Here is a 20,105-nt window from a genome sequence, read left to right on the forward strand (position 1 = left end):
CTGCAAATCATTCCTTTGGCTGATTTGGCTGAAACATAAGCGCTCTACAGTGCAGGTCTTCAAGCCAAGACTGTGCAGTCATTAAAGGGATTCTTATGTTGCAGACCCGTGTTATCCCGCCCGCCGAAGGTGCGTACCAATACCCGCTGTTGATCAAGCGCCTGTTGATGTCCGGGACTCGCTACGAGAAAACCCGGGAAATTATCTATCGCGACAAGCTGCGCTACAGCTACCCGACGCTGATCGAGCGCGTCGCTCGCCTGGCCAATGTGCTGACCGAAGCCGGGGTCAAGGCCGGTGACACGGTGGCGGTGATGGACTGGGACAGCCACCGTTACCTGGAGTGTATGTTCGCCATCCCGATGATCGGCGCGGTGATTCACACCATCAACGTGCGCCTGTCGCCAGAACAGATTCTGTACACCATGAACCACGCCGAAGACCGCTTTGTGCTGGTCAACAGTGAGTTCGTGGGGCTCTACCAGGCGATTGCCGGGCAGCTCACCACCGTCGACAAGACCTTGTTGATTACCGATGGTGACACCCACACCGCCGAGCTACCCAACCTGGTGGGTGAGTATGAAACCCTGCTGGCCGCCGCCAGCCCCACCTATGACTTCGAGGACTTCGACGAAAACTCGGTCGCCACCACCTTCTACACCACTGGCACCACCGGTAACCCCAAGGGTGTGTATTTCACCCATCGGCAACTGGTGCTGCACACCATCGGCGTGGCGACCATCATGGGCAGCGTCGACAGCGTGCGGCTGCTGGGCACCAACGATGTATATATGCCGATCACGCCGATGTTCCACGTACACGCCTGGGGCTTGCCGTATGTGGCGACCATGCTCGGGCTGAAACAGGTGTACCCCGGCCGCTACGACCCGGAATACCTGGTGGAACTGTGGCGCAAGGAGAAGGTGACGTTCTCCCACTGTGTGCCGACCATTCTGCAAATGGTGCTCAACGCCAAGGCTGCGCAGAACGTGGATTTCGGCGGTTGGAAAATCGTCATCGGCGGCAGCGCCCTGAACCGTTCGCTGTACGAAGCCGCCAAGGCCCGAGGCATTCAACTGACCGCCGCGTACGGCATGTCCGAGACCGGGCCGCTGGTGTCCTGCGCTCACCTCAATGATGAGTTGATGGCTGGCAGCGAAGATGAGCGCACCACCTACCGTATCAAGGCCGGTGTGCCGGGCCCGTTGGTCGAGGCGGCAATCATGGACACCGACGGTCGCTTCCTGCCCGCCGATGGCGAAACCCAGGGCGAACTGGTGCTGCGCGCGCCATGGCTGACCGAGGGTTACTACAACGAGCCGCACAAGGGCGCCGAGCTATGGGCCGGTGGCTGGTTGCACACAGGTGATGTGGCCACGCTGGATGCCTTCGGCGTGATTGATATCCGTGACCGCATCAAGGATGTGATCAAGACCGGCGGCGAATGGATCTCCTCCCTGGCCCTCGAAGACCTGGTCAGCCGTCACCCCGCCGTGCGGGAAGTGGCGGTGGTAGGCATTGCCGATCCGCAATGGGGCGAGCGCCCCTTCGCCTTGTTGGTGGTGCGTGAAGGGCATGTGATTGATGCGCGAGAGCTCAAGGAACACCTCAAGCCTTTTGTCGAGCTGGGCCATCTGAGCAAGTGGGCGATTCCGAGCCAGATCGCCGTTGTTACTGAAATTCCCAAGACCAGTGTCGGCAAGCTCGACAAGAAACGTATCCGTGTCGACATCATCGAATGGCAGGCCAACAACAGCACGTTCCTGTCCACGCTCTAAACCCTCTCGCCGCGCCCGTTCGGGCGCGGTAATGCTCTATATCAAGCCTTTACTTGTGATTTGCCGAATTTCAGCCATCCTTCCCGCGTCGACCTTCGTCGACGTGGCGAAAGGGTTGTGGCAGACAGGTTGGTGATGCAAATCACACTTTAGAGGGATCAAGCACTACCCCCCCTCTGGCTATAGTCCCTTTCAGAGTTTTTCGCGGATGTTGCGCTTCGAGCCATGGAGGCTCGGTGGCGATGCGGCATTGGAATCGTTGTATCCCGGCCGTTACATCTGAAGAAAGGGCTCACTGCCATAACAATAAAATATGCACATGGAGTAGCGTCGATGACCTCAGTAAACCAGTTCTGGCGCCGGGCAAGACTGCCCCTGGCCGTCAGCCTCGCTTCTACGCTCGCCGGGCCGGCATTCGGCGTCAGTTTCAACATTGGTGAAATCGAAGGGAGCTTTGACTCGTCGCTTTCCGTGGGGGCGAGCTGGTCCACGGCCAAGCCCAATCGTGACCTGATCGGTGCCAACAACGGCGGCAAGGGCCTGTCTCAGACCTCCGATGACGGCCACCTGAACTTCAAGCGCGGCGAAACGTTCTCGAAGATCTTCAAGGGCATCCACGACCTGGAACTGAAGTACGGCGACACCGGTGTGTTTGTGCGGGGCAAGTACTGGTACGACTTCGAACTCAAGGACGAAAGCCGTCCGTTCAAGGACATCAGCGACAACAACCGCAAGGAAGGCGCCAAGTCTTCGGGCGGGCAGATTCTCGATGCATTCGTCTACCACAACTACTCGATTGCCGATGCGCCGGGTTCCGTGCGTTTTGGTAAGCAGGTTGTGAGCTGGGGCGAAAGTACCTTCATCGGCGGCGGCATCAACTCCATCAACCCGATCGACGTGTCGGCGTTTCGTCGTCCGGGGGCCGAGATCAAGGAAGGCTTGATCCCGGTGAACATGTTCTACGTGTCCCAGTCGCTCACCGACAACCTGTCGGCCGAGGCGTTTTACCAACTGGAGTGGGACCAGACCGTGACCGATAACTGCGGCACGTTCTTCTCGCAGCCGGACGTGATCTCCGATGGTTGCAGCAACAACCTGCGGGTACTGAACAAGCGTTCCACCATTCCTGCTGCCGCCCTGCCGACGCTGGGTGCCTTGGGTGTGGACGTGAACAGCGAAGGCGTACTGGTGCGTCGTGGGCCGGACCGTGATGCACGCGACAGCGGCCAGTTCGGCGTGGCTATGCGCTACAACTTCGAACCGCTGGATACCGAATTCGGCGCCTACTTCATGAACTACCACAGCCGCGCGCCGATCTTCAGTGCGCAGGGCGCGCCATCGGCGGCCTACACGCGTCCGCTGGGGCCACTGGGGGCATTGCGGCCGTTGATCGTGGCGGGTAGCTCGAACTACTTCGTCGAGTACCCGGAAGATATTCGCCTCTACGGCCTGAGCTTCTCCACCACCTTGCCTACCGGCACCGCCTGGAGCGGTGAGTTGAGCTACCGTCCGAATGCGCCGGTGCAGTTGAGCACCACTGACATTCTGTTCGCGGGCGTCACGCCGATCCCCGGCTTTGGCAATGCGTCCGTGCTCAAGGGCACGCCGGGCCAGGACCTGCACGGCTACAACCGCAAGGAAGTCACCCAGTTCCAGACCACTTTCACGCACTTCTTCGACCAGGTCATGGGCGCCAGCCGCCTCACCACCGTCGGTGAAATCGGCGTGACGCACGTGGGTGGCCTGGAAAGCAAATCCCAGGCTCGTTACGGCCGCGATCCGGTGTTCGGCCCAGGCACGCTGCCAGGTGGGTTCTGCAACGCCCTCAACAACTCCACCGCCAACGGCGCCGGCTTGCCCAACGCTGCTGGCCTGAACACCAATTGCAATAACGACGGCTATACCACCGCAACGTCCTGGGGCTACCGAGCCCGTGCCATCTGGGAATACCCGGACGTGTTCGCGGGCGTGAACCTCAAGCCCAACGTGGCCTGGTCCCATGACGTCAAGGGTTACTCGCCAGGCCCTGGCGGCAACTTTGAAGAAGGTCGCAAGGCGGTCAGCCTGGGCCTGGATGCCGAATACCAGAACACCTACACCGCGAGCCTGGCGTACACCAACTTCTTTGGTGGCAAGTTCAGCACCGTGGATGACCGCGACTTTGTCGCCTTGAGCTTCGGCGCCAACTTCTAAGCACACTCTTTTCAAGTGGCATGTATTCAGGAAGACCAGAGCATGAAAATAACAAAAAGTCTGTTGCACGTGGGTGTGCTTGGGCTGTCGATCCTGGCGAGTAACGTCATGGCGGCAGTCTCGGCAGATGAAGCCGCCAAGCTCGGCACGACCCTGACCCCGATGGGCGCCGAGATGGCCGGTAACGCGGCCGGCACCATTCCGAAATGGTCGCCATTGCCGACCAATGCCGGCGCGGTGGACGCCCGTGGTTTCCTCGCCAACCCGTATGCCAGCGAGCAACCGCAGTTCACCATCACTGCGCAGAACGTCGAGCAGTACAAAGACAAGCTGGCCCCCGGGCAATACGCGATGTTCAAGCGTTACCCGGACAGCTTCAAGATGCCGGTGTACCCGACCCATCGCGGCGCCACCGTGCCGGCCGAGGTGTTTGCCTCGATCAAGAAAAACGCCACCACCACCAACCTGGTGTCCGGCGGCAACGGCCTGGAAAACTTCGAAACCGCCATTCCGTTCCCGATTCCCAAGAGCGGCGTCGAGGTTATCTGGAACCACATCACCCGTTATCGCGGCGGCAGCGTGACCCGCCTGGTCACCCAGGCCACCCCGCAAACCAACGGTTCCTACAGCCTGGTGTACTTCCGCGACCAGTTCGTGTTCCGCGACAAGATGAAGGACTTCGATCCGAAAAACCCAGGCAACGTGCTGTTCTACTTCAAGCAGCAAGTGACTGCGCCAGCGCGCCTGGCCGGTGGTGTACTGCTGGTGCACGAAACCCTCGACCAGGTCAAAGAGCCGCGTTCGGCCTGGGTCTACAATGCCGGGCAGCGCCGTGTGCGTCGGGCGCCGCAAGTGTCCTATGACGGGCCAGGTACTGCCGCCGATGGCCTGCGTACCTCCGACAACCTCGACATGTACAACGGTGCGCCGGACCGCTACGACTGGAAGCTGGAAGGCAAGAAAGAGATGTACATCGCCTCCAACAGCTACAAGGTCGACGATCCCAAGCTCAAGTACGCCGACATCATCAAGGCTGGCCACATCAACCAGGACCTGGCTCGCTACGAGCTGCGCCGGGTCTGGCACGTGGTCGCCACCTTGAAGGAAGGCCAGCGCCACATCTACGCCAAGCGTGACTTCTACATCGACGAAGACACCTGGCAAGCAGCGGTGATCGACCACTACGACGGTCGCGGCCAACTGTGGCGCGTTGCCGAAGCCCATGCCGAGAACTACTACGACAAGCAAGTGCCGTGGTACGCCCTGGAAACCCTCTATGACCTGCAGTCCGGCCGCTACCTGGCCCTGGGCATGAAGAACGAAGAGAAGCAGGCCTATGACTTCGGCTTCACCGCCAGCACCAGCGACTTCACCCCAGCGGCCCTGCGTCAGGACGGTGTTCGCTAACCTGTAATTAGATGGACTCGCCCAAGCCGAGGCGTCTATGCGCCACGGTGGCATTCTTATAGAAGCCAACGACAGCGAGGGCGAGCCCATGAAAAAGCATACGACGATCAATCAGTCTTTGTCAGCCGATGTATCTACTTGCGTAAACGTCGCGGTAGACCTTGCCAAAAAGGTCTTCCAAGTGGCCGGCGAGAATGCGCTTGGCCAGGTGATATTCGAGGATCGGATTAAGTCACGCGAGGCCTTTCAAGCCTTTCTTCTTAAGCTTCCAGCAAGCGTGACGGTACTGGTGGAAACCGGGCCAGGTGCTCAGGCATGGGCGCGATTGCTGCAAACGCAGGGCAATTCAGTGCGCATCCTACCGGCTCAGCATGTGGCCACTCATCGCAGCGGTCCGAAAAATGATCGCAACGATGCGTTGGCGATCCTGCGTGCTGGACGCGACTGCAGGATATCTGCCGTACCGGTCAAAAGTGCGGCGGCGCTCGCAATGCAAGCGCTGCATCGGGCCCGACAGGGATATATACGGCGACGTACGGCAGTCGGTAATCAGATGCGCGGCTTACTGCTGGAGCAGGGAGTATCCATGCCCCAAGGCGAAATGGCCATCAGCCAACGTATCCCGCGAATACTGGAAGACGCCACTCAGCCATTACCCGATTTGCTGCGCGAACTAATCGCCGAACTGCTAGTTGAATGGGTTCATTTGGGCGAACGCGTCAACGTGTTGACCGGTCGGCTCGAAACAGCGGCGAAGAACGATGAGACAGCCAAGCGATTGATGACGGTGCGCGGAGTTGGCCCGATCATAGCCACAGCACTGTTGGCCAAGCAGACGGAGCCTGAACGCTTCGCAAATGCCCGACAGTTCGCCGCCTACTTCGGGCTGGTGCCCAGCCAGCACAGCAGCGGAGAAAAAATCCGGCTCGGCAAGATGAGCAAGAAGGGTGATGCGTATTTGCGCAGCCTGGCGGTCCAGGGTGCCCACGCCGTTTTAAGACAGGTACGACCGGATTCAGAGCAGCCCGACGACCAGCGGTTACAGCGTTGGGTATCTCGTCTGGGGCGCAAGGAGGCGGCAGTGCGTTTGGCCAACCGTAACCTGCGTATCCTCTGGCGGCTCTTGCAGAACGACCAGACGTATCGCCGCCAGCCAGGCAACAGTCAGGAGGCTGCGATGAGCCACTGATTTACAGAGTTCTGCCACCGGGGCGTTTAGCCGCTCCAACCCGTGCTAACGAACATTGACCCCTGGTCAGACCGTCGCGAATTGATGCCTGCGCTCCTACCGGCCCTTGAGGCCTTTTTGTAATGGGCAGATCGCGAGCTGATCCAATGTTGGCCAGAAGCTGTTTGGAGCTTCCTCGGATAGGCCTGATACATAGATGCAACCGGGTACCAATGTTTGAAAAGCGGGTTGAAAGTGGGGGCGAGTCCATACATAGGAGCGAGCTTGCTCGCGAAGGTCGCCAACGAGAACGCGCCCATCCTGGATGGGCGCGTTTTTTTTGAGTGCTTCGCGAGCAAGCTCGCTCCTACTTCTTGCTTGGCGGCTGGAAGGGATATTTCTTGTCGCAGTTCTTTTTCAGCCATTTGTTGCAAAGATCTACAATCCCGCCGCTTTTACCGCTAGTCTGCGGACATCTGCAATGCCGACAACAGCCTTCTACAAGAGCCCGGCGATGACTGATCTGTCCCGAACCCATGGGCCTGCCAGTGTGGTGATGCCGACCCTGGAAGGCCGCTTCTACCGGCCCCCGCTGCCTGACGGCTACGTGCTGCGCCCGCGCCTGTGCGAACGGCTGAATGCGGGCCTTGATGGGCGACTGTTGCTGGTCAGCGCGCCCGCGGGGTTTGGCAAGAGTTCGTTGGCGGTGGAGTTCTGCCAGGGCTTGCCTGCCCAGTGGCAAAGCCTGTGGTTGGGCCTGAGCCCTCGGGACAGCGACCCCGGCCGTTTCCTGGAACGGCTGCTCGACGGCTTGCAACAGTATTTCCCGCAACTCGGCGCCCAATCCCTGGGGTTGCTGAAAATGCGCCAGCGTCACCAACCCTTTGCCTTCGAAGAATGGCTCGATGGCCTGCTCGACGAGCTGGCAGTGCACCTGTCTGCACGCTCGCCGTTATTGCTGGTGCTGGATGACTATCACCTGGCCCAGGGTCCGGTGCTGGATCGCTGCCTGCAGTTTTTTCTCAATCATTTGCCTGATGGCCTGGTGGTGCTGGTTACCAGCCGGCAGCGTCCGGACTGGCACCTGGCACGCCTGCGCCTGTCGCGGCACCTGTTGGAACTGCATGAGCAAGACCTGCGCCTGACCCATGGCGAGTCCCTGGCGGTGCTGGATGGACACGGCAATGCATTGCGCGGCGAGGCGTTGGAAAACCTGATCCGCCGTAGCGAGGGCTGGGTCGCCGGCCTGCGTTTCTGGCTGTTGGCGGCCTCCGAAGCCGGCAGTGAGAGCGCCTTGCCGCAAAGTCTGCACGGTGGCGAGGGTCTGATTCGCGATTACCTGCTCGAAGAAGTCATCGACTGCCTGCCTGCGGAGGTGCAAGCGTTCCTGTACGACACCGCACCGCAGGAGCGCTTTTGCAGCGAACTATGCGACGCCGTCCGCGAGGCCCATGACAGCGCAGAAATCCTGCGTTATCTGCAGGCTCATCAAGTGTTCCTGGTGCCTTTGGATGAGCAAGGCCATTGGTACCGCTACCACCACTTGTTCTCCGACCTGCTGCGCACCCGCCGCGAGAAAAGCGCCACCTTGCCGCCGGCCAGTTTGCACTTGCGCGCCTGTCGCTGGTTTAACGCCCAGGGCTTGATCGACGAGGCGGTGGAGCAGGCGCTGCGGGCCGGGCATCTGGATGTGGCGGCGAACCTGGTGCAGAACCTGTCCGAAGAGCAACTGCTGGCAGAGCAGAACGTGGGCATGCTATTGCGTTGGAAGATGGATTTGCCCGACAGCCTGCTGATCAGTACGCCGCGTTTGATCGTGCTGTACAGCTGGGCGCTGGGGCTCGCATGCCAATTGGATGCAGCGCAGGAGCTGTCCAGCTACCTCAGCCGTTTCCTGCCGGCGCCATCGGCCACCGCGCAAAAATCCATGCTGGCTCAGTGGTTGGCGTTGAGCGGGATCATCGCCCGTGGGCGCGGGGACCGTGAGCTGACCCAGCGCTATTGCAACGAAGCGTTGGAAAGCCTGCCGCAAAAGCGTTACGGCCAGCGCCTGATGTGCCTCTCGACCCTGTCCAACCTGGCGATCGTCGATGCCGACCTGTGGCGCGCCCGTGGCCTGAACCGCGAATCGTTGGAGCTGGCGCAGCGCGTCGGTAACCCCCTGTTTGAAGCCTTGGCCCATTACGATCGGGCGCGGGTGCTGCAGGCGCGGGGGGAGATCCTGCGTTCCCTGGATGAAGTCCGCCAGGGCCTTGAGCGCCTGCATGGGCTGGCGCCCCAGCGCCTGTATGCCGTGCGCGCACGGCTGTCGCTGTACGAAGGTTACCTGCTGCTGGTGCGTTACCAGCCCGAGGCCGGCCTGGCGCGTTTGCGCGCCGGCCTGGCCGAGGCCCGTGCCTGCCGCGACATCAGCGTGCTGATCGGGCACTGCGTCATCGCCAGCTTCGAAGGGCGGCGTGGGGAGTTTGCCAATGCCTTTGCCGAACTGGCCGAGGCCGAACGCTTGATGCACATCTGGGATGTGCCGCCGATCTATTACCTGGCGATGATCACCCTGATCAAATGCGAGTTGTGGCTGGCCCAGGGGCGCACTGACCTGGCCGACGCCTGGCTGGCCCGCCTGGGGCAGACCTACAACGGCGAGCACGCCGCGGCCGCCCCCGAGTTTCATCCGCACCTGCCGCAACATATCGAGCTGCAACAAGCCGCACTCGATGCCACCCGCCATCAACCCGACAGCGCGCTGCAACGCCTGGAAGCATTGGCCCAACAGGCCCATGACAGTGGGCGCCAGATGATTGCCCTGATGGCGCTGGTTCAGCAGGTGCAGTTACTTCTGGACAATGGCCAGGAAGCCAAGGCCCGGCCGGTATTCGCCCGTGCCCTGGAAGCCGGTTCGGGCGGTGCGTTGCAGCCGTTTCAACGGTTGTTGGAGGGTTACCCGCAGTGGATACGCGATCAGTTGAGCAAGGACTCCCATGGGCTGCTCAACCAGAGCTTGCTGGCGTTGCTGCCCCAAGCCAGCGCAGTTGAAGCCACACCTCAACAGGAAACCCTCAGCACCCGAGAGCTGGCGGTGCTGCAACTGATTGCCCAAGGCTGTTCAAACCAGGAAATCAGCAACCAGCTGTTCATCTCCCTGCACACGGTGAAGACCCACGCCAGCCATATCAACAGCAAGCTCGGCGTGGAGCGTCGTACCCAGGCGGTGGCGCGGGCCAAGGCTATGGGCTTGCTGGCCTGAGCCCTGGGTTTATGGCGTGGTCGGGCAACCTTTGAGTGAGGTGTCGACGGTCTGATTGATCAGCGCGGCGAAACGCTTGAGGTTGTTCTGATGCGCCACCACCAACTCGTCGATGCTCGGCCCGGCAGGTGATTGCAAGGTGGTGCGGCAGGTCAAGGCCGGGCGATCGCCATTGACTTGCCTCAGGCGCCAGCGCACATCGAGCAATGCGTACTGCCCCGGTACCGAGTCAAACCGCTGCACGTCTACGCGTAAAGCTACGGCTTGCCGGGCATTGCTGTTGGCCAATTGATCCACCAAGGCGCTCCTCAGTTCATCTGCGAGGGTGGCGGCCCACCATTGGGTTTCAAGAATCGCCAGGCCGCTGTCGCCCTGGCGAATCACGATCTGCGCACGGTCGACCTGAGGCGGCACGCTGATGCTCTCAATGCGTACACCGCCGGCCTCTGCACGCGTACTCGGGCTCAAGTGCGCTGGGGTCAGTGTATGAAAAGCGATGGGTTCACTGCGACAGGCACCGAGCAGCAGCAGGGCGCTCAGTAACGTGATCTTCAACGGCAATGTCATGGCGGCTCCAATGGTCATTTGCGGGGTGGCCCTTGCAGGTCCGTCGGTGCGGCGTTATCGGGGCGGCCGCGAATCAGCGACTCCGGATGCCGGCCCAGGTAATCCGAAAGCTCGCGCAGGGAGCGCGACATGCGTCCCAACTCGTCGAGGGTCTGGGTCAGTTGTTCACGCTGCGGCGAGTCTTCTGCCAGGGTTGAACTGGCCGATTGCAGGGTCTTGCTCACGTCGGCCAAGGTCGTCTGCACACCCGGCAGCGTCTTGGCGTTGAATTGCGCCAGGCCTTTGCGCAGTTCGACCAGGCTGGCGTCGAGGTTGCCGGCAATACGCTCGACAGGCAGTTGGCTGATCTTGTTGACGATGCCTTCGAACTTCTCTTGCAGCTGTTCCAGGTTGCCCGGGATGGTGGGGATGCCCACCGGACGCTGGTTCGGGTCGAACGCGACTTTCTCGGCCTTGGGGTAGAAGTCCAGGGCGATGTAGAGCTGGCCGGTCAGCAAGTTACCGCTGCGAGCCTGGGCGCGCAGGCCGTTTTCGATGAAGGTGCCGATCAGGCGCACGCCGGCTGCCTCATCGTCAGGGTTATTGTTCATGGCCTTGAGCAACTTGGTGTGGGCCTCGCCGAGCAGTTGCGGGTAGATCACGATGCCGACATTGACCGGAAAGGTGCGCTTTTTCGCATCGAAATCCAGGTTGATCGACACAACCCTGCCGAACTCGACGCCGAGAAACTCCACCGGTGCGTCGACTTTCAGCCCGCGCAGGGCCTGATCGAAGCGCAGGACCATGTATTGCCCCCTGCCGTTGGGCGGGGCGAGGGCGCTTTGCTGGTCTTCGAACAATTCAAAGCTGCGACTTTCTTCGGCCGGTTTGTCATTGGGGTTGTAGGGCGGCGCCTGGAAGGCGATCCCGCCCATCAGCATGGAGGACAAGGATTCGGTTTTCAGCGCGAAGCCATTGGCACCGACGCTCAAGTCGACGCCGCTGGCATTCCAGAAACGCGTGTTCTCAGTGATGTACACATCATTGGGCGCGTGCACGAAGATTTCGACATTCACGCCCTTGCCCTCGTTGTCCAGCTCATAGGCCACTACCTGGCCCACCGGAATCTTGCGGTAATAGACGGGGGAGCCGATGTCCAGCGAGCCCAGGGCCTGGGTGTGCAGCGTGAAGCGCTTGCCCGGTTCGCCGTAAGTGATGGGCGGCGGGTTTTCCAAGCCGGTGAAGTGTTTGGCGCGAGTCTCGGACTGGCCGATGTCTGCGCCGATGTAGTCGCCGGACAACAACGTATCGATGCCCGACACACCGCCTGCGCCGATGCGCGGGCGCACCACCCAGAATTTTGAATCTTCGCGGGTGAAACTTTCGGCCTGTTTGACCAGCTCGACGGTGGCATTGACGCTTTTCTGGTCATCGCTCAGGGCCACGGCGGTTACCTGGCCGATCACCACGTTGCGGTATTTGACCTCGGTTTTGTTGGCAACCAGCCCGCTGCCGGTCTTGAAGTTGAGGACGATGGTCGGCCCTTGTTGCATGACGCTGTGAATCACCAGCGAGATCCCCACCAGCACGGCGACAATCGGCACGATCCAGACCAGCGAAACGCTGAAACGACGCGTCTTGATCACGGGTTGCCCCGCAGGGGTGTCAGCCTTGGATGAGCTCATCCGAGGTCTCCTCGTTATGTGGATTTTCCCAGATTAGCCGGGAATCAAAACTCATGGCCGCCAGCATCGTAAACACGACCACCAGGCCAAAAAACAGAATGCCCAGGCGCGGTTCGATCGTGCCCAGGGCTTGAAACTTCACCAGCGCGGCCACCAGGGCGACCACGATGACGTCAAGCATCGACCAGTAGCCGATCAGTTCGATAAACCGAAACAGCTTTGAACGCTCCTTGCGCGCCCACTGGCTATTGCGCTGCACGGTGACCAGCAGCAGCCCCAGCGACAGGAACTTGATACCCGGCACGGCAATGCTGGCGATGAAAATGATCAGCGCAATGTCCCAGGCGCCATGCTGCCAGAACTCCAGCACGCCGCTCATGATGGTGCTGTCTGCGCCCGAGCCGAGCATGGTGGTGTTCATCACCGGCAGTAAGTTGGCCGGGACATAAAAGGCGAGGGCGGTGAGCATGTAGGCCCAGGTTCGGGTCAGGGACTGCACCTTGCGCCGATGCAGCGCGGCGCCACAGCGATCGCACTCGGTGGGCTCAAGGCGCATGTCGCAGGGCTGGCCGCAGGTGTGGCACAGGCACAGGTTCAGCTCGCGGGCGGTGGGCGGTGAATTCATAGGGTGTCCCACAGGTCGCGCACATCGCGCCCGGCAATGCGGATCAGCAACAGGCTCAGGGCAGCCAAGGCAAACAGGCCAGTGCCAGGGATCACATCCAGCATGCCGGCCAGCTTGAACACCGCGACCATCGCGCCCAGCAGGCACACCTCCAGCATGCTCCAGGGCCGGAGTGCTTCGAGCCAGCGCATGCACAGCTTGAACGCCGGCGAGCGCCTGCCGGCCAAGGCGAAACTCAGCACCCAGATCAGCAACAGCAGCTGAAACACCGGCGCGATAATGATGGAAATCGCCGCGACCAAGGCAATGAACGTGATCGGCCCCAGGCTCAATGCAACGACTGAATCCCAGAGCGTCGCGCTGTTTTTCAAGCCTTGCAGGCTGATGCTCATCACCGGATAAAAGTTGGCAAAGGTCCACAGCACTGCGGCGGTCACCGTCAAGGCGAGGCGTTGCTGCACCGACAGGCCGTTATAGCGCTGCAGCACGCCAGCACAACGCACACACAGGGCTTTTTGATGTTTGGCGAGCGTGACTTTCTCGTACACGCAGTCGCAGTGTTCGCAGATGATCTGTTGATTCGCCATGGGTGTTGCTCCAAATGCGACTGACTGCAGCAGGGATTTCAATGGCGCTTGCGTAGCTTAGCAGCGGATGGGTCGCGTAATCGACTCCTTCCAGAGCAGGGCCAAGCTACACCATACTGCACTTGGAACGCGCCAGAGAGCTTGCAGGACACCCATGACTATTGAAAAACAACTGTTGATTCGCGAAACCTTTCCCGTCGGCCCGTTGCAGTGCAACTGCACCATCATTGGCGACCCGATCACTAAAAAAGCCATCGTAGTCGACCCCGGTGGCAATCACGAGTTGATCCTGGCGCGCCTTGATGCGCTGGGCCTGAAGGTGGTGAGCATTATCCACACCCATGCTCACCTCGATCATTTCCTCGCCTCCGGCCAATTGAAAGAAAAGACCGGCGCCACGCTGCATCTGCACAAAGATGATCAATTTTTATGGGACAACCTGGAAATGCAATGCCAGATGTTTCGCGTGCCCTACGTCCCGGTGCCGTCGCCGGATCGCTGGCTGGAGCATGACGAAGAACTGGCCTGCGGCTGTGGCGTAGCCTTGCACACCCCAGGGCATACGCCGGGCTCGATGAGTTTCTGGTTCGCCGACGCCAAGCTGTTGATCGCCGGCGATACCTTGTTTCGTCGCGGCGTAGGGCGCACGGACTTATGGGGCGGCGACCAGGCGACGATCGTGCGGTCGATCAAGCAGCGCTTGTATACGCTGGACGAGGGCGCGACGGTGGTCACTGGGCATGGGCCGGATACGTTGCTGGGCGATGAGATGCGGGAGAATCCTTTCGTGCGTGCGTGATGGGTTGTCGGCTCTGATACAAAGCGGTACAGACACACAGACACAGGCCCGAGCCAAACACAGCTATGCTTTACGCACCCTCCACGGAATTTTTGCCGTTTGTCGCGTTCCAAACTCGGCACAGGTCCATTGCCAATGTCCTCTGCATCACAGAATGCAAAAGTAGGAGCTTCCTTCATGTTCACTCCGCGTCGTCTGCTTGTTGTCGCTACCGCCGTAGCCCTGTTGTCTGGCTGCGCTTCACCTAACCCTTATGACGGCAGCCAGGGACAGGCCAGCAATGGTTCCGAAAGCGGCATGAGCAAAACCGCCAAGTACGGCGGCCTCGGTGCACTGGCTGGTGCATTGGCCGGTGCGGCCATCGACCATAACAACCGTGGCAAGGGCGCGCTGATTGGCGCAGTCGTTGCGGGTGCCGGTGCGGCGGGCTATGGCTACTACGCCGACCAGCAAGAGAAAAAACTGCGTGAAAGCATGGCGAACACCGGGGTTGAGGTGCAGCGCCAGGGTGACCAGATCAAGCTGATCATGCCGGGCAACATTACCTTCGCCACCAACTCGGACGCGATCTCCAGCAGCTTCTACCAGCCGCTGAACAACCTGGCCAACTCTCTCAAGCAGTTCAACCAGAACACCATCCAGATCGTTGGCTACACCGACAGCACCGGTAGCCGCCAACTGAATATGGACCTGTCCCAGCGCCGTGCGCAGAGCGTGGCCAACTACCTGACCTCCCAAGGCGTCAATGGTGCCAACCTGAGCGCACGCGGTGCCGGTCCGGATAACCCGATTGCCAGCAACGCCGACGTGAATGGCCGTGCGCAGAACCGTCGCGTCGAAGTCAACCTCGGCCCGATCCCTGGCCAGCAATACGGCCAGCCTGGCCAGCAGCAGGCGCCACAGCAGAACAACCAGTTCCAGGGCAATCCGTACCAGCAATACCAGTAAACCCTGGGCACTAAAAAGGGCGCCGTGCAGTCAATGCACGGCGCCCTTTTTTGTGGCCGATCGATCTACATCAGTCGATGTATTCGAATACCTTGACGATCTTCTGTACGCCCGACACGCCTTGCACCAGGTTGGCGGCGCGGGTGGCTTCTGCCTGGGTCAGCAGGCCCATCATGTAGACGATGCCGTTATCGGTGACGATCTTGATTCGCGAGCCTGGCACTGCACTGTCGGTCAGCATCTGGGCCTTGATCTTGGTGGTCAGCAAGGCATCGTTGCTGATGGCCAGCAGAGTGATCGGGTCCATGACTTGTAGTTCGTTGTGGACCTTCTTGACGCGTTGCACGCCGGCAGCGGCTTGCTCGGCCTGGGCCTTGAGATCGGCGCGGGGTGTTTGGCCTGCCAGCAGGACCACGCCGTTGAAGCTGGTCACCACGATGCGCGAGGCACCGTTGCCCAGGTCGGTAGCAGCCTTGGCGACGTTGACCTTGACCTTGGTTTCGATCAGCGAATCATCAATGGTGCTGCCGAAGGTGCGTGTGCCCCGGTCGTCCTGAATAGGGGTGTCCCGTGTAGCGGTGATAGCCGAGCTGCAGCCGCTGATGGCGACGCACAGCGTAATGGCCAAAAGACTGAGGCGATTAACGGTCATTCTTCACTCCCGAACAGTTGGCTGTCGATCAGATCGCACAGGCAGTGGATCGCCAGCAGATGAACTTCTTGGATACGTGCAGTGACATTGGCCGGGACGCGAATCTCCACGTCCTCTGGCAGCAGCAGCGAAGCCATGCCGCCGCCGTCGCGACCGGTCAAGGCTACGACAATCATTTCGCGATCATGTGCGGCCTGGATCGCTTGAATAATATTCGCCGAGTTACCGCTGGTGGAAATCGCCAGCAATACATCGCCCGGCTGGCCTAGGGCGCGGATCTGCTTGGAGAAGATTTCGTTGTAGCTGTAGTCGTTGGCGATCGAAGTGATCGTCGACGAGTCGGTGGTCAACGCAATGGCCGGCAGGCTCGGGCGCTCGCGTTCAAAACGGTTGAGCAGCTCGGATGAAAAATGCTGGGCATCGCCGGCCGAACCACCGTTGCCGCACGAAAGCATTTTGCCTTCGTTGAGCAAGGCATTGACCATGACCTGACTGGCTTGCTCGATGTGCGGTGCAAGTACGTCCATCGCCTGTTGCTTGGTGTCGATGCTGGCCTGGAAAAGCTGGCGAATTCGGGATTGCATGTCCATCTGTGTGACCTTAAGTAGCGCGGCTGTTTGGCACAGGTAATGTGCAGCCCGCAATGCAAAGAGCAAAAGTGAGTGGTGAGGGTGCCCGGCGAATCAGCTGTCGAAGGCATTTTTAAGCCAGGTCAGATCAGCTGTGCCTGACGGGGTGCTTTCCATTGCAACCACATCGAAACGGCAGGGGCGGTCAGCCCAGCGATGCTCTTTTTGCAGGAAAAACTGCGCAGCGAGTATCAGCTTTTGACGCTTGCGCTCGTCGATACTGGCGAGCGCGCCACCCCATTGTGCGTGTTTTCTGTAGCGGACTTCGACGAATACTACTGTATCGCCGTCAAGCATGACCAGATCAAGCTCGCCGCGTTTACATAACCAGTTCTGCGCCAGAAGGCGCAGACCCTGTTGTTGCAGGTAATCGAGCGCATGCAGTTCGGCATCCTTGCCGCTTTGTGCGCTGGACCGCTGGGGCATCAGCGTGGGGTATCGGGCAGGCGCTGTATTTCGCCGCCGACGAACTTCGCCCAAGGCATCTGGCGGTCCACGCGCTGGTTGGCGCTGATGCCCAGGTTGCCCGAGAGGCCGTCGACACGGGTGTCAGGCAGTGCCTTGAGCTGGCCCAGGCGTGGTGCCAGGCGGTAGGCATCGACGCCCATTGCGTAGAGCCGGCCCAGGCTGCCATTGGCTTGCGGCCATTGCGCCGCAACCTGGTTGCGCAGTGGGTCGGTGGTGTTAAGCAACCAAGGGGTTTCGCAGAACATCACGTTGGTCATGTCCAGGTACTGGTTACGGTCACCGCTGGCACTGAACACGTGGGAGGTTGCGTACACCGGCACATCGCCGGCGTATTGGAAGTTCAGGGTCGGCTTGATCTGCTGGGCCAGTTGTGGCGTGACAGCCAGGAAGATGAACTCGATGTCCTGGCGACGCGAAGGCTGGGCGGCTACGTCGGTGCCTACTGTGCTTTGCAGGCTCTTGGCGCGGCCTTCGCTCTTGCGCAGTTGGAACAGATCGGCGATCTGCTGGGCCAGGGCAACAGGCTGATCGACATATTCAACGCCCATGACAGTGCCGCCATTGGCTTCCCAATCCTGGCGGAACGCTTTGTAGACGCGCTCGCCCCATTCGCCACGGGGCACCATGGCGGCGGCGCGGTGCAGGCCGTCGGCACGTGCACGGCGCGACACTTCGCGGGCTTCGTCTTCAGCGGCCAGGCCGAACTGGAACAACTGCGCCGGGCCTTGATCGGTCTCGCTGTAGTTCAGGGCGAGGGTGGTGATCGGCAGCTGCGGGCGTGCGCTGAGTTGCTTGACCAGCGGTTTTTCCAGCGGGCCGACGACCAGTTGCACGCCGGCGGCCTGGGCCTTGGCGTAGAAGTCGTCGAGGGAGCCCAGGCGCGAGCTGTCATAGAACTCGATGACCGGTGGCTTCTGCCCGGCTTGTTCAGCCTGGTAGTGAGCCGCCATGAAGCCTTCGCGCAGCGCTTTGCCCACAGCCGCCAGCGGGCCTTCCTGCGGTAGCAGCAGGGCGATCTTGTTCAGGGGCTGGCTGGCCAGTTCCTTGAGTTTGGTCAGCGGCGCTGGCAGTTGCACAGCCGCTGGGTGGCCCGGGTTCTGTGCGCGCCAGGTGTCGATGGCGGCTTGTTGTTGCTCCAGCGTACCGGCGCCCTTGACCGCCTGGGCCAGGGTGATCCAGCCATCGAGTGTCGGGTTGCCGGTGGCTTGCAGCTGTTCGGCTGGCAACGCGGCAATCAATACCCAGATGGCCTCGTGGTTGCTGTTGGCAGCCTCACCCGTCAGCAGGGGCGCCATGGACACCCGCTCGCGAGCGGCGGCGAGGGTCTGGCCATCGGCTTCATAGGCACGTGCATGTACGGTACCGGTGCGGATCTGCTGGTCGGTCGGCAACTCCTTCAGGCTTTGCAGGCTGGGGTGGTTCAGCGCTGCCAAGGCCGCCTTGGGCTGGTTGCGCCCCATGGCCAGTTCTGCGGCCAGGGTGCTGGCAAATACTTGCGCGGCTGGCTTCAGGGCGTCCAGGGGCACTTGCGCAAGGATCTGCGAGGAGCGGCCGGGGTTGTTCTGCTGGTAAGCCAGGTCTGCCGCGCTCAGGCGCAGCAACGCGGCTTTTTCTGGCGTCTTGGCGTTCGTCGCCTGTTCGAGCAGTTGCTCGATACTGGCGTCGGGCGTGCGTGGCAGTTCGCCAAGACTGGAGGAGGGCGAACTGGCGCAAGCAGCCAGCAAGGCAGCGAGGCAGAGGGCGGAGAGCAGCCGCAGGCAAGCGATCATGTAAGTGTTCCTGATACCGATCAAATTAGCGTGGAAGTGTACCCAAGCACTGGCCCAGGCGCGATGTTCATGGCGTTAAACCGTGGATTTAGGTCGTGCAAATGTTGTGTTTAGCTAATGGTGGCTGAAACGGCATCGGCCGTGATGGCATATTTTCAAGGCGTCTACGCGCTACAATGTGGCTTTTGCCAATCATCGAGGTGTGCGCTTTGACTGCTCCAGGTCCTTTGAATTCCACTGCTGGCTCGCTTTTTGTGGTGGCGACGCCCATTGGCAACCTGGACGACATCAGTGCCCGGGCGCTGAAAGTGTTGCGCGAGGTGAAATTGATCGCGGCAGAAGACACTCGGCACTCCCAGCGGTTGATGCAGCATTTTGGTATCAGCACGCCATTAGCGGCCTGCCACGAACACAACGAACGTGAAGAGGGTAGCCGCTTTATCACACGTCTTTTGGCGGGTGATGACGTCGCGCTGATTTCCGACGCGGGCACGCCCCTGATTTCCGATCCTGGTTACCACCTGGTCCGCCAGGCACGTGCCGCTGGTATCAATGTAGTGCCTGTTCCCGGAGCTTGCGCGCTGATTGCTGCATTATCGGCCGCCGGGTTGCCCTCGGACCGCTTTATCTTCGAAGGCTTCCTGCCCGCCAAGGCTGTAGGGCGTCGGGCGCGTCTGCAGGCACTTAAAGAAGAACCGCGCACCTTGATCTTCTATGAGGCTCCGCATCGCATCCTTGAATGCCTGCAAGACATGGAGCTGGTGTTCGGCGGTGAGCGCCTGGCCTTGCTGGCTCGAGAGTTGACCAAGACCTTCGAAACCCTCAAGGGGTTGCCGCTGGAGGAGCTGCGAGCGTTTGTCGAGGGCGACAGCAATCAGCAACGTGGCGAATGCGTGGTGCTGGTCGCAGGCTGGACCGCGCCGGAGAATGAAGATGCGGTGGGCAGCGAGGCGATGCGCGTCCTCGATTTGTTGCTCAAGGAAATGCCACTCAAGCGCGCCGCCGCCCTGGCAGCGGAAATTACCGGCGTGCGCAAGAATGTGTTGTATCAGGTCGCACTCGATAAGCAGAAGGTCGAATAGTTCCAGGGGCAAATCTGCATTTCGTCTGAACGTGATGGCAATGCTGCACTTTTAATACTTGTCCTCAAGCCGCCGTGCCGTTAACCTGCGCGGCGGAGAGTCGATTGGACAGTCGCTGCCCTCTATGAAAATTAGGGGGGGGAGGAAAGTCCGGGCTCCATAGGGCGAAGTGCCAGGTAATGCCTGGGAGGCGTGAGCCTACGGAAAGTGCCACAGAAAATAACCGCCTAAGCACTTCGGTGCCGGTAAGGGTGAAAAGGTGCGGTAAGAGCGCACCGCACGACTGGCAACAGTTCGTGGCTAGGTAAACCCCACTTGGAGCAAGACCAAATAGGGTCCCAAGGCGTGGCCCGCGCTGGGACCGGGTAGGTTGCTAAAGATGTCCAGTGATGGCCATCGTAGACGAATGACTGTTCAAGACAGAACCCGGCTTACAGATCGACTCTCCACCTTTTTTCCTTGCGTTCGAATCTCGTGCGCAAACCCGGTAGTAACGCAAGAATCCCTCCCTGCCAAATCATTGGC

The 20,105-nt window shown here is 60.6% G+C and carries 16 protein-coding genes and 1 other RNA gene; 9 read left to right on the plus strand and 8 right to left on the minus strand.

From position 1 onward, the window contains the following. Positions 1–95 precede the first annotated feature (95 nt). The 5 genes from CLM72_RS05015 to CLM72_RS05040 all read left to right on the plus strand — a co-directional run bounded on the left by CLM72_RS05015 (position 96) and on the right by CLM72_RS05040 (position 9,790). A complete protein-coding gene (locus CLM72_RS05015; RefSeq protein WP_089041368.1) occupies positions 96–1,778 on the plus strand; it encodes a fatty acid--CoA ligase in 1,683 nt (560 codons plus the stop codon). Positions 1,779–2,111: 333 nt separating this feature from the next. Further along, on the plus strand, positions 2,112–3,971 hold the full coding sequence (locus tag CLM72_RS05020) for a DUF1302 domain-containing protein (RefSeq protein ID WP_003188640.1): 1,860 nt from the start codon (positions 2,112–2,114) through the stop codon (positions 3,969–3,971). A gap of 42 nt (positions 3,972–4,013) precedes the next feature. Next, the gene (locus tag CLM72_RS05025; protein ID WP_105225795.1) at positions 4,014–5,378 is read left to right on the plus strand and encodes a DUF1329 domain-containing protein; all 1,365 of its coding nucleotides are present in this window, start codon (positions 4,014–4,016) and stop codon (positions 5,376–5,378) included. Positions 5,379–5,466: 88 nt separating this feature from the next. Next, positions 5,467–6,567, plus strand: a complete 1,101-nt coding sequence (locus CLM72_RS05030) for an IS110 family transposase (RefSeq protein ID WP_105229078.1) — start codon at positions 5,467–5,469, stop codon at positions 6,565–6,567. Positions 6,568–7,060: 493 nt separating this feature from the next. Then, the gene (locus CLM72_RS05040; protein ID WP_105225797.1) at positions 7,061–9,790 is read left to right on the plus strand and encodes a LuxR C-terminal-related transcriptional regulator; all 2,730 of its coding nucleotides are present in this window, start codon (positions 7,061–7,063) and stop codon (positions 9,788–9,790) included. 9 nt (positions 9,791–9,799) lie between these two features. On the opposite strand, the gene CLM72_RS05045 is transcribed toward CLM72_RS05040, so the two are convergent. From CLM72_RS05045 to CLM72_RS05060, 4 genes are read right to left on the minus strand one after another with little or no spacing between them, the layout of a single operon-like run. Next, a complete protein-coding gene (locus tag CLM72_RS05045; protein WP_019816952.1) occupies positions 9,800–10,357 on the minus strand; it encodes a membrane integrity-associated transporter subunit PqiC in 558 nt (185 codons plus the stop codon). A gap of 14 nt (positions 10,358–10,371) precedes the next feature. After that, positions 10,372–12,021 carry an intermembrane transport protein PqiB gene (locus tag CLM72_RS05050; RefSeq protein ID WP_073524099.1) on the minus strand — a complete coding sequence of 550 codons (1,650 nt, stop codon included), beginning with the start codon at positions 12,019–12,021 and terminating at the stop codon, positions 10,372–10,374. Then, the gene (locus CLM72_RS05055) at positions 12,002–12,646 is read right to left on the minus strand and encodes a paraquat-inducible protein A (protein WP_105225798.1); all 645 of its coding nucleotides are present in this window, start codon (positions 12,644–12,646) and stop codon (positions 12,002–12,004) included. The genes CLM72_RS05050 and CLM72_RS05055 overlap by 20 nt, the downstream gene beginning before the upstream one ends. Continuing rightward, positions 12,643–13,233, minus strand: a complete 591-nt coding sequence (locus CLM72_RS05060) for a paraquat-inducible protein A (protein WP_105225799.1) — start codon at positions 13,231–13,233, stop codon at positions 12,643–12,645. The genes CLM72_RS05055 and CLM72_RS05060 overlap by 4 nt, the downstream gene beginning before the upstream one ends. Positions 13,234–13,387: 154 nt before the next feature. Between CLM72_RS05060 and CLM72_RS05065 the strand changes: the two genes are divergently transcribed. Both CLM72_RS05065 and CLM72_RS05070 read left to right on the plus strand, forming a co-directional pair. Beyond that, on the plus strand, positions 13,388–14,032 hold the full coding sequence (locus CLM72_RS05065; protein WP_054919299.1) for an MBL fold metallo-hydrolase: 645 nt from the start codon (positions 13,388–13,390) through the stop codon (positions 14,030–14,032). A gap of 177 nt (positions 14,033–14,209) precedes the next feature. Further along, positions 14,210–14,980: an OmpA family lipoprotein gene (locus CLM72_RS05070; RefSeq protein ID WP_019816951.1), complete on the plus strand. Its 771-nt coding sequence runs from the start codon at positions 14,210–14,212 to the stop codon at positions 14,978–14,980. Positions 14,981–15,050: 70 nt separating this feature from the next. Here the strand turns inward: CLM72_RS05070 and CLM72_RS05075 are convergent, their stop codons facing one another. The 4 genes from CLM72_RS05075 to CLM72_RS05090 form a co-directional block, all read right to left on the minus strand. Then, complete coding sequence (locus CLM72_RS05075; RefSeq protein ID WP_003188655.1) at positions 15,051–15,632, minus strand: BON domain-containing protein; 582 nt, start codon at positions 15,630–15,632, stop codon at positions 15,051–15,053. After that, on the minus strand, positions 15,629–16,222 hold the full coding sequence (locus CLM72_RS05080) for a phosphoheptose isomerase (RefSeq protein WP_007904374.1): 594 nt from the start codon (positions 16,220–16,222) through the stop codon (positions 15,629–15,631). Before CLM72_RS05080 ends, CLM72_RS05075 begins: the two co-directional genes overlap by 4 nt. Positions 16,223–16,315: 93 nt before the next feature. Next, positions 16,316–16,687, minus strand: coding sequence for a YraN family protein (locus tag CLM72_RS05085; RefSeq protein ID WP_073524108.1), 372 nt, complete (start codon positions 16,685–16,687; stop codon positions 16,316–16,318). After that, complete coding sequence (locus CLM72_RS05090; RefSeq protein ID WP_054919296.1) at positions 16,687–18,498, minus strand: penicillin-binding protein activator; 1,812 nt, start codon at positions 18,496–18,498, stop codon at positions 16,687–16,689. Before CLM72_RS05090 ends, CLM72_RS05085 begins: the two co-directional genes overlap by 1 nt. Positions 18,499–18,674: 176 nt before the next feature. Between CLM72_RS05090 and rsmI the strand changes: the two genes are divergently transcribed. Further along, positions 18,675–19,580 carry a 16S rRNA (cytidine(1402)-2'-O)-methyltransferase gene (rsmI, locus tag CLM72_RS05095; protein ID WP_168220162.1) on the plus strand — a complete coding sequence of 302 codons (906 nt, stop codon included), beginning with the start codon at positions 18,675–18,677 and terminating at the stop codon, positions 19,578–19,580. A gap of 96 nt (positions 19,581–19,676) precedes the next feature. Next, positions 19,677–20,030, plus strand: an RNA gene (gene rnpB, locus CLM72_RS05100) — RNase P RNA component class A. Positions 20,031–20,105: the final 75 nt, after the last annotated feature.

The organism is Pseudomonas sp. MYb193, assembly GCF_002966775.1.
In the GTDB taxonomy this organism is placed as follows: domain Bacteria; phylum Pseudomonadota; class Gammaproteobacteria; order Pseudomonadales; family Pseudomonadaceae; genus Aquipseudomonas; species Aquipseudomonas paracarnis.